Source organism: Sphingobacterium paludis (assembly GCF_004364125.1).
Lineage (GTDB): Bacteria > Bacteroidota > Bacteroidia > Sphingobacteriales > Sphingobacteriaceae > Sphingobacterium > Sphingobacterium paludis.
Map to the genome: position 1 here is coordinate 472,765 of NZ_SNZV01000005.1, position 9,420 is coordinate 482,184.

At 43.7% G+C, this 9,420-nt stretch carries 10 protein-coding genes; all 10 read right to left on the bottom strand.

Features of this window, described 5'->3' with window-relative positions; translation table 11 throughout:
* Positions 1-9: 9 nt before the first annotated feature.
* The 10 genes from B0I21_RS12320 to B0I21_RS12365 all read right to left on the bottom strand — a co-directional run bounded on the left by B0I21_RS12320 (position 10) and on the right by B0I21_RS12365 (position 8,678).
* Positions 10-921 (bottom strand): urease accessory protein UreD, encoded by a 912-nt coding sequence (locus tag B0I21_RS12320; RefSeq protein WP_133640758.1) that lies wholly within the window; start codon positions 919-921, stop codon positions 10-12.
* Positions 922-927: 6 nt separating this feature from the next.
* Positions 928-1,539 (bottom strand): urease accessory protein UreG, encoded by a 612-nt coding sequence (gene ureG, locus B0I21_RS12325; RefSeq protein ID WP_133640759.1) that lies wholly within the window; start codon positions 1,537-1,539, stop codon positions 928-930.
* Between the two features lie 9 nt (positions 1,540-1,548).
* Positions 1,549-2,235: an urease accessory protein UreF gene (locus B0I21_RS12330; protein ID WP_133640760.1), complete on the bottom strand. Its 687-nt coding sequence runs from the start codon at positions 2,233-2,235 to the stop codon at positions 1,549-1,551.
* Positions 2,204-2,731: an urease accessory protein UreE gene (locus B0I21_RS12335; RefSeq protein WP_133640761.1), complete on the bottom strand. Its 528-nt coding sequence runs from the start codon at positions 2,729-2,731 to the stop codon at positions 2,204-2,206. The genes B0I21_RS12330 and B0I21_RS12335 overlap by 32 nt, the downstream gene beginning before the upstream one ends.
* On the bottom strand, positions 2,731-4,584 hold the full coding sequence (gene ureC, locus B0I21_RS12340) for an urease subunit alpha (RefSeq protein WP_133640762.1): 1,854 nt from the start codon (positions 4,582-4,584) through the stop codon (positions 2,731-2,733). Before ureC ends, B0I21_RS12335 begins: the two co-directional genes overlap by 1 nt.
* Before the next feature lie 17 nt (positions 4,585-4,601).
* A complete protein-coding gene (gene ureB / locus B0I21_RS12345) occupies positions 4,602-4,973 on the bottom strand; it encodes an urease subunit beta (protein WP_133640763.1) in 372 nt (123 codons plus the stop codon).
* A gap of 18 nt (positions 4,974-4,991) precedes the next feature.
* On the bottom strand, positions 4,992-5,294 hold the full coding sequence (gene ureA, locus B0I21_RS12350) for an urease subunit gamma (RefSeq protein WP_133640764.1): 303 nt from the start codon (positions 5,292-5,294) through the stop codon (positions 4,992-4,994).
* 42 nt (positions 5,295-5,336) lie between these two features.
* Positions 5,337-6,536 carry a porin gene (locus B0I21_RS12355; protein ID WP_133640765.1) on the bottom strand — a complete coding sequence of 400 codons (1,200 nt, stop codon included), beginning with the start codon at positions 6,534-6,536 and terminating at the stop codon, positions 5,337-5,339.
* A 77-nt stretch (positions 6,537-6,613) separates the two neighbouring features.
* The gene (locus tag B0I21_RS12360; protein ID WP_133640766.1) at positions 6,614-7,996 is read right to left on the bottom strand and encodes a HAMP domain-containing sensor histidine kinase; all 1,383 of its coding nucleotides are present in this window, start codon (positions 7,994-7,996) and stop codon (positions 6,614-6,616) included.
* A complete protein-coding gene (locus B0I21_RS12365; protein ID WP_133640767.1) occupies positions 7,980-8,678 on the bottom strand; it encodes a response regulator transcription factor in 699 nt (232 codons plus the stop codon). Before B0I21_RS12365 ends, B0I21_RS12360 begins: the two co-directional genes overlap by 17 nt.
* Positions 8,679-9,420 lie beyond the last annotated feature (742 nt).

Genomic DNA, 9,420 nt, shown 5'->3' on the forward strand with positions numbered 1-9,420 from the left:
ATTAGGTCATTAAGCTGCGGGTTGTTTCTTCACCTTTCTTCTTTTAACGGTTACGGATTCTTTTACGAGCACATCAGCGGATACTTCGCGTTCTGCTTTATCGACTTCATTATTCCGGACTTCTTCCCTCTTAGACTGCTCGTGCAAGGTAAATTCCCAACACATCTGGCCTAACATGGATAGGAAGCTGTACAGCAGCTCGCCATCAGTTCCTAAAGCTCTTAAGAGAAGCGTATCCTCCGCCGCATACGTAAATCCAAACGCGATATCTTCATACTCGCCTGATAAAATTTCATCAAACTCCGCCTTCATAGCTTTTGCCCACGGCCCGCTATACATGAATGTAGCTTGATGTGTGTACGATTCGAAAAAAAGCAATTTTTGAATCGGTTGTACCTTGGGCATTAAGCACTGATTATCCGTAAGAATAAGCCTTCCGTTTCTAAAAATTTCTGTCCGGCTGTGCAGCTTCTCAAACTGGAAGACTTCATCCATATAGATACGTCCGGCGCTGATAATGTCACCCCAAATAAGCGTAGCATCATCGGCCATATCAATGCGATTGCTTGCGTAGAAAATGGCATCCTTAAACGGCGTGACGGGGTGCGGTACATAATGCAACACACTCTTCGCTGACAATTTCATGTGTGTATGTTGATAAGCTCCATTTTTCATAGAGTGTAGCTTATTAAAAGATTGCGTAAACAGCTTTACATGGGCATCGTTCTTCACATTGACATCAATGGTCAGCATGTCGCCATCCATAATACCTGGCGAAGCACTCATAATGATCATCTCAAGATGCTTCTGCGCACGAGGTGATCCGTAGTGGGTCAATTTATAAGGCGCATTGTGGAAGCTCTCCTTGAGCACGCTATACGCTCCCTCTCGTTCGGCATTGATCTTGATCGTACTTTCCATAAACGTTTAATTTTCTAATAGCGCATATTTCTTTATCCAACTCTTCACCTCTTCCAAACCCTCCAATGTCATGAGGTTCGTAAATAAGAAAGGACGCTCACCACGCATGCGTTTCGCATCGCTTTCCATAACAGAAAGATCTGCATGCACATAAGGAGCTAGATCGATCTTATTGATTAAAAGCAAATCCGATCGTGTGATGCCGGGTCCACCTTTTCGCGGAATTTTTTCCCCTTCGGCAACGTCAATCACAAAGATGGTCACGTCTGCCAAATCCGGGCTAAACGTGGCGGTTAAGTTATCGCCTCCACTTTCCACAAAAACGATCTGGGTGTCCGGAAACCGTTCCACCAACTCTTCTACTGCTTCAATATTCATGGATGCATCTTCCCGAATCGCAGTATGTGGGCACCCTCCCGTTTCAACACCGGCTATACGCTCGGCAGGCAGCGTTGAATTTTTTTGAAGAAACTGTGCATCTTCACGGGTATAGATGTCGTTCGTTACGACACAAATGCTGTAGTCATCCGCCATTTGTCTCGTTAAGCGTTCTATCAACGCAGTTTTACCTGAACCAACAGGCCCGGCGACGCCGATTTTAACATATTTTCTGTCCATAAATAATCGTTATGAAATGTAAATCCGTGTGTATAATTTTTCATGCTGCATGCAGCGTAAATCTTGCGCTATACAGCAATTGCCCAACATCGCGTCGTCCATGTCTTTTTGGGTCGCTACAAGATCTTTAATAAGATCCTGCAGGCTGAATAATATCTTTTGTCCTTCAGTTTGGCTGATCGGCACCAACTTTGCGCAATTCGTGACTATGCCGTTCAGCGTATTGTAATAGAATGCGCTAAGCGCATCTTCATAACTGATCTGCTGCTGTTGTGCATACATAGCAAAAGCGATGGCATAATGTCCGCCCGCTGTCCCGCCTTGAATCGCCTCCAGATAAGCCTTGCATCTTCTCAAGGATTTAAAACTCTCGACGATTTTCAGCAATCGGATGGCGAGTTTTCTGCTTGCCTCCCTTATTTCGTAGGGTGATTTCAGTGAGGATACCAACGTATCCAACGCGATCAGTTTACGCATCGAAAATTTACCCGAACAGATCTCCCATGCTTTTGAAAAAAAAGCTGCATCGTTATAGTACACGCTGTGTTTCAACATCGTTTCCGCATAATTGCGCGTCGATTCCACATCATGCACTATTCTTTTGTGGATGTAGGTTTCCAAACCGTAGGAATGCGTAAAACTCCCGATCGGAAATACAGAGTCATTAATCTGCAGAAGTGTCAACAAAGGATTCATGTACTGTTTTTGCTAATGTGATTTTAAATTTTGTTTTCCGCGTCCACGTATGGATCTTCAGCGTTTGTGTTTGTTCCAGGGTACGCTCTTCAACGTGTACCGTTATGCCCCTTTTCATGAACAACATACGCAACGGCTCCTCGTAGGCGATCAGCACCTCATCGGCAGCAGGTATCGCGATGGGCAAGTGCCTGTTGCCTATTTCAAAGCAAACACCTGCCATTTCTATCTTATTCTTTGGCTGTATCACAAGGCACAGGCAGGGTAATATCTTGACCACGATGCAGGCGTATGAATCGGTATAAAGCACATCGCCATTCCGGAGGACGGTTCCGCTGAGATTTCTGATGCCAATCTCTTGCCCACTTTGCGTAAACTTACGAAGCACGCCTCTATCGAGTTCATGCCAGGCCAAGTCCAGAACATCCAGATTAAGACCAGCGAATTTCTCCGCGTGCTGTAAAATATTGCCCGCTATGCCTTGTGACAAGATCATTAAAATAAGAAATAGCGTTGTGCCATAGGTAGTTCAGCTAACGGCTCGCAGCGCGCCAACACCCCATCCACGGTTACATCATAGGTTTCGGGATCCACGACAATATTTGGCGTTGCATCGTTATGCACCATGTCCTTTTTCATCACCGTACGACAGCCCATTACCGGTAAGCTTTTTCTTGCAAGCTTTAAGGAATCGATGGTACCATTGTCAATAGATACTTTAGACACAAAGTTGAAGCAAATGCTGCTTAGTGCCTTACCAAAGTTTCCGAACATCTGCCGATAGACGATAGGCTGTGGCGTGGGTATCGACGCGTTTGCATCGCCCATCTTCGAACCTAATATCATTCCGCCCTTGATGATCATTTCTGGCTTAACGCCAAATAGTTCAGGCTTCCACAAAACGAGATCTGCATATTTCCCAGCTTCTATGGATCCTACATAGCTATCAATACCATGCGCTTTTGCAGGGTTGATCGTGAACTTAGATACATAGCGCTTCACTCGGAAATTATCATGGCCTGTCCCTTTATCACGTTCTAATGGGCCACGTTGCACTTTCATTTTATGTGCCGTCTGGAATGTACGGGAAATGACCTCGCCTACGCGCCCCATCGCCTGACTGTCCGAACTCATGATAGAAAACACCCCCATATCCTGCAGAATATCTTCCGCAGCAATAGTTTGCGGACGGATACGCGAATCGGCAAACGCTACATCTTCCTTCACGTTTTTATCTAAATGGTGACACACCATCAACATATCTAAATGTTCCTCAGCGGTATTTACCGTAAATGGCTTGGTCGGGTTGGTCGACGCTGGTAATATGTTCGGATACATCGATATTTTGATAATGTCGGGCGCGTGGCCACCGCCTGCACCTTCGGTGTGGAAGGTATGGATCACCCGGCCATCAATTGCTGCCACCGTGTCTTCCAGAAATCCAGCCTCATTTAAGGTATCGGTATGGATGGCTACTTGCACATCATATTTATCAGCAACTTTCAATGCCGCATCAATCGTTGATGGTGTAGCTCCCCAATCTTCGTGAATCTTAACACCAAGTGCACCGGCTTCAATTTGTTCTTCAATAGGTCGTGTTGTGGAAACATTCCCTTTTCCGAAGAATCCCACATTGATCGGCAGATTCTCAAAAGCTTCTAACATTTTATGGATAAACCATTTGCCTGAGGTTACCGTCGTTGCATTCGTACCATCAGCCGGCCCGGTGCCGCCACCAATAAACGTAGTCACGCCACTATAAAGCGCGGTCTCTATCTGTGTAGGGCTTATAAAGTGGATGTGTGTATCGATACCGCCCGCAGTCATAATCATCCCGGCACCACCATGCACTTCGGTGGATGGGCCAATGATCATACCTTCCGTTACACCGTCTTGCACATCCGGATTTCCCGCTTTACCTATCCCAACAATTTTTCCATCCTTGATACCCACATCGGCTTTCACAATGCCCCAATGGTCAATGATAATGACGTTGTTGATACAAAAATCCAGCACATCTTCATCGCGCAACGCCCGCGCGGATTGGCCCATACCGTCGCGAATAGTTTTTCCACCACCAAACTTGTTTTCTTCGCCATATACGGCATAGTCCTTCTCGATTTCAATCAGCAGTTCCGTGTCTGCCAGACGAACCCTATCGCCGGCTGTAGGGCCAAAAAGTGAGGCATATTTGTCTCGAGGTATATAAAGTTCACCATCCACATAGCGGATCGATGATTTATCAAGTCCTAGTTTTTCGAGACCCAAAGCGTTTAATTTTGTCGTGGCAACACTTGCTGAAGCCAGCCCCACGATTTTAATCCAGTCTCTTCTATTCCATTCACCCATTGCAATTCTGTTTTAAGTTATTGAGAAGATTTATAGTTTTGTTTTTTCATTTTGGCTATTGCCGCGGTCTTCACCTTCTCCTTGGTGTAGTTGCCGTTGGTCAATCCGTTGAATCCGTGTATTTCTTTGGCGCCGCCAATCTCTACCAATATCACATCTTTTTTCTCTCCCGGTTCAAACCGAACGGCGGTGCTTGACGGAATATTGAGTCGCATACCAAAGGTCTTTTCACGGTCAAATGCCAATGCTTTATTTACTTCAAAAAAATGATAGTGCGATCCCACTTGTATAGGACGATCGCCGGTATTTGCCACCGAAACGGTCACCGTGCGGTAGCCCGCATTGGCTTTGATGTCATCTGCTTTTAGAAAGTATTCTCCAGGTACCATAAGTATCTTTATTTTTTGTTAACGAATAGGGTTATGGACGGTAACCAACTTGGTTCCATCCGGAAATGTAACTTCGATTTGTACATCATGGATCATTTCTGGAACGCCTTCCATCACCTGTTTACGCTTCAAGAGGGTCGTTCCCCATTCCATCAGCTCGGCTACACTTTTACCATCTCTGGCCTTTTCCATCAACTCGGCACTGATGTAGGCTATACTTTCCGGATAATTGAGTTTTAGCCCCCTTTTTAATCGCTTTGCCGCTAGTTCTCCTGCTAGATGCAACATTAACTTTTCAGTTTCTCTTGGTGTTAAATGCATGCTGTTTGACTATAAAATAAAACCATTATATTGCGTATGTTTTTAATAGACCGGTATGGTGAAGTATCCACCCAGCGCCAATCTATTAAATTGTGTCTTGGCCAGGGCAGTACGATCCGCATAGGAAACGTTGTTTCCGATGTATCCCAAGTAGAATCTGAAATCCTGGCTTTTGAAGGGTTTGTGTTGTAAGGCCGCGAAGTAGGTGTAGTTTGTTCGGAAATCATTACCCAATGCCTCGTCATCATTCGTGCCGGCTGTTTCCACGGCGCCTTTAACGGCTATCTCCCACTTATCCGTAAGGAATTGGTCATAACGTAGCACGGCCGATTTGTACGTTACGTTTTGGGCCAGCTGGCGTGCTTCGCCTGTGATTGCATAAAAATCGTTTACAGCGCGTGAAGCGATCAGCGCGTGATCGGTTCCCATATGGGTGTATTGCAGATCGAGATAGACCATTTGCCGCTCCGTTTTAAACTTATTGGCCAAGGATAGCGCTTGCGTTGGTTTTCCCTCTGCAAACTGTGCTAGATTATACGACCATTTTGTTTGAAAACGACGATCTGCAAACGCGCCAGTCCACGTAAGGTAACCTCCTATAGGTGCCTTCGCGCGTTGAATACTGCCCGCAGTAAAACCATTACTTGTTAGATGGTTGTCAAATGTATTGTTGACAGTATTGTAGAGCTGTAGATGCAGGCCATGGTTGTTATTGACTTGATACGATAACTTTCCACCGACCACAAAAAGATTGAGTATACGGTCAACATAGTCCGTAAATAAGAATTCATAAATGGGGTTGTTCTCAAATTCATACGAACCGACCATCGCACTTTGCTTACCCACACTGATGGTCCAGTCATTCCGCTTTCCAAACTTATAATCGACTTGTGCAAAATCCAATGCCTGGGAGGAATTATCCAGACCAGATTGCGCGAACGGCCGGTTCAGCCTGAACCGGATCTTGTAAGACAATCTATCGTTATATTCTCCATGAAAAAGGATACGTGCTTCGTCCAAATTAAAGCGTGTTAACGCTTCATCCTTTCCCAAATTATCTGCGTCCAAAGCGGCGCGGATCAAAAAGTCAAATTTAAACAGCTGTGCACGATCTGGCTCCGTTGTTGTCGTGGAGTCGATCTGGGAATCATCATTCCTATTTAGAAGTGAAGAGCGAGCCTCCTGCCCAGATAAAGTAGACAGGGATAATAGAGCGGCAACAATAAGTGAGACGTGTTTCATAAAGTAACGTGAAATACCTTTTCATCAAGTATATCACCTCGGCTTTAGAAAACAATAAGAATAACATTAAAATGATCTTAGAGGTTATCATTTCTGGGCAATAAGATGCGAACATTCGTTCCTTCACCTTCTTTTGAGCGGAGCAGAAGATCACCGTCATGATGGTCGATAATATTTTTTGCCAGCAATAAACCAAGGCCGGTTCCATGGATGTCTTGCGCATTGGACGCGCGATAGAACGAGTCGTAAACAAATCTCTGCTCGTGGTCTGGAATACCAATGCCTTTATCGACGATATCAATGACCACATTATTTTTTTGTATGCCCAACGAAATGATTACGTCATCGTCTTTACCATATTTGCAGGCATTAGACACCAGGTTACTTAGGGCGATAAAAAGCAAGTCAGCATTGCCGTACACTTCTAATGAGCCCGCATTTTCCGGCATCGCATCAAAATCAAGTTGAATGGACTGATGACGAAAAGCTTTATGCTCAGAATCGATTACTTTAAACAGCACCTCATCTATACGTACGACATGATAGTCTTTCTTCGTATCGTCTAAGCCTGAACGAGCCACCGTCAACAAGCTGTTTATCATGGTGATAATTCGATCCGTTTCGGTCACGATATTTCGAACAGACCATGCGGTTTCGTCTGCTAATTTTTCTTTCCGCAGGATAAGTTCGGCCTCTCCACGAATTATTGTTAATGGTGTGCGAAAAGAGTGCGACGCATTGGCGATAAATCGCTTTTGTGATTTCACGGATATTTCGAGCCGGCTGATCATGTCATTAAAGCTGTCTATAAGCATAGTCACCTCGTCTTTTACATCATTTGTATTTTGCAACCTAAGACTTAAGTTGGAGATACTAATCTTATCAATCTCTTCATTAATAACGGTAATGGGACGCATAATATGCTTAGCAAAAAGATAAGAAATCAGTGCAACGATACATGCGCAGAATAGGCCAGCGTTGACTAACGTGCGGTCTAAGATCCCCTGCTCCCCGAGGCCATAATCATCTCTTCCAGAAGACACCACAATCAGATCTTTGCCTTTATGGTTATTTTCGAAATACAAAGCCAAATAAGCTGTATCGCCAGCCATATACTGAGCTTGTCCAGATGAAATGACTTCTTTGTAAAAAGATGGCGGTACAGGCAAGCCGGGTCGGCCCTCTACCTGAGTCTGGCCCCTGTCTACGCGTATAATATAATCCTTCCCTGCCGATAACTGCCGAAGGTAGACCCGCATTATTTCATAGTATATTTCATTAATATACTCCTCTTCTTCAATAATGTGCTTACCGACGATCTGGGCATTTTCTTCAAGACGGTGAAAAAATTTGGTTCGGAGACTGTCCCTCGTAAAATAGGAGATATAAATCGCAAAGCCCACAATGAGCGCCCAACAGATTAAATTGAAAAGAAGTATTATTTTAGTTCTTTGCTTCATCAATTTCTTTTAATACATATCCCATTCCGACAACCGTGTGCAAGAGTTTCTTGTCGTATCCTTTATCAATTTTATTCCTTAGATAATTGATATAGACATCGACTACATTGGTACTCAGGTTAAAATCCATTCCCCAAACACTTTCCAGTATATCCATCCGTGAAACAACCTTTTTCTGATTTTTAATCAAAAATTCCAGCAAGCGGAACTCGGTAGCGGTTAATATGATCTCGTTGTTTTGCCGAATTGCTATCCGGCTATCATAATCGAGTACGAGATCAGAGAAATTCAGGTTGTTGGGGCGCTCTGCTTTCTCTATTAGGACTATTTTTCTAGAAAAACGACTGACCCGCGCTCTCAGCTCATCCATATTAAACGGTTTGGTCAGGTAATCATCTGCATCATACTTAAACCCGTCAACAATGTCTTCTGGTTGATCTAGTGCAGAAAGTATAAGTATGGAGACCTCCCGATTGGAAGATCGTATATTTTGGCAGACCTTTAGACCATCCATCCCGGGAAGCATAATATCTAAAATAATTAAATCATAATTGCCTGCCCGGGCCATTTCTAAGCCGGTAAGACCATTAAGTGCTACCGAAATATTAAAGTTGAGATCGGAAAGGCCGCGCCGAATAAGTGACACTACAGAACTGTCGTCTTCTATCAATAATATCTCCATGTACATCTTAAATTAATACCTCTTAATAGGCTGTACCAACTTGCTATGCGAGGTCAACTGTTATGCAAGATGATATAATCTATTTCTTCCAATGATACGATTTTTCCTTATTTATTTCAACAGTTGAGCTGATATTATGACAATAGATGGGGATTTTTTGCTTGGTAATGGGTAGTGAGTAGTGAGATATTATAGATTTTAGTAGATAGTACGTAGTAGGTAGATTGAGTAGTGGGTAGGATTTTTTTAATTTTTACTTTGTAATTTCAATTTGCGAGCCAGAGGAACGAGGGCACGACAATCTTGCGTGTTGAGTAGTGAGTAGTGCGTATGGCGTATGGCGTATGGCGTATTGAGATATAATAGATTTTAGTAGATAGTATGTAGAGTTTAGTGTTTCATTGTAGGATCTGCTACCAGGTACAATCCTTTTCACTTTTGAATTTTGAATTCTGAATTTCAATTGCACTAACTATTATTAACAAAAATGTCGCATCGAAAGCTTTGCAGTATGTAGAAATTTGCACCAGCACAGGCCATCCCTTGCAAAGGTTTCAAGCGACGGGGTTTCGAATACTTTTGCACACCAAAAGTATTTGCCCTGCCGCGGCATGCGGCGGAAAGGTTGTGGGATGGATGTTGGTAGCGGGTATTGAGTAGTGAGTAGTACGTATTGAGATACTATAGATTTTAGTATGTAGTACTTAGTATATAGATTGGGGTATTGGGTAATGCGTATGGC

What these genes read in the sequence shown, in the direction of transcription:
- ureC (WP_133640762.1), bottom strand. Translation starts at nt 4,584, where the DNA reads ATGGGTGAATGGAATAGAAGAGACTGGATTAAAATCGTGGGGCTGGCT.
- B0I21_RS12330 (WP_133640760.1), bottom strand. Translation starts at nt 2,235, where the DNA reads ATGAATCCTTTGTTGACACTTCTGCAGATTAATGACTCTGTATTTCCG.
- ureB (WP_133640763.1), bottom strand. Translation starts at nt 4,973, where the DNA reads ATGGTACCTGGAGAATACTTTCTAAAAGCAGATGACATCAAAGCCAAT.
- B0I21_RS12360 (WP_133640766.1), bottom strand. Translation starts at nt 7,996, where the DNA reads ATGAAGCAAAGAACTAAAATAATACTTCTTTTCAATTTAATCTGTTGG.
- B0I21_RS12335 (WP_133640761.1), bottom strand. Translation starts at nt 2,731, where the DNA reads ATGATCTTGTCACAAGGCATAGCGGGCAATATTTTACAGCACGCGGAG.
- ureG (WP_133640759.1), bottom strand. Translation starts at nt 1,539, where the DNA reads ATGGACAGAAAATATGTTAAAATCGGCGTCGCCGGGCCTGTTGGTTCA.
- ureA (WP_133640764.1), bottom strand. Translation starts at nt 5,294, where the DNA reads ATGCATTTAACACCAAGAGAAACTGAAAAGTTAATGTTGCATCTAGCA.
- B0I21_RS12365 (WP_133640767.1), bottom strand. Translation starts at nt 8,678, where the DNA reads ATGGAGATATTATTGATAGAAGACGACAGTTCTGTAGTGTCACTTATT.
- B0I21_RS12320 (WP_133640758.1), bottom strand. Translation starts at nt 921, where the DNA reads ATGGAAAGTACGATCAAGATCAATGCCGAACGAGAGGGAGCGTATAGC.
- B0I21_RS12355 (WP_133640765.1), bottom strand. Translation starts at nt 6,536, where the DNA reads ATGAAACACGTCTCACTTATTGTTGCCGCTCTATTATCCCTGTCTACT.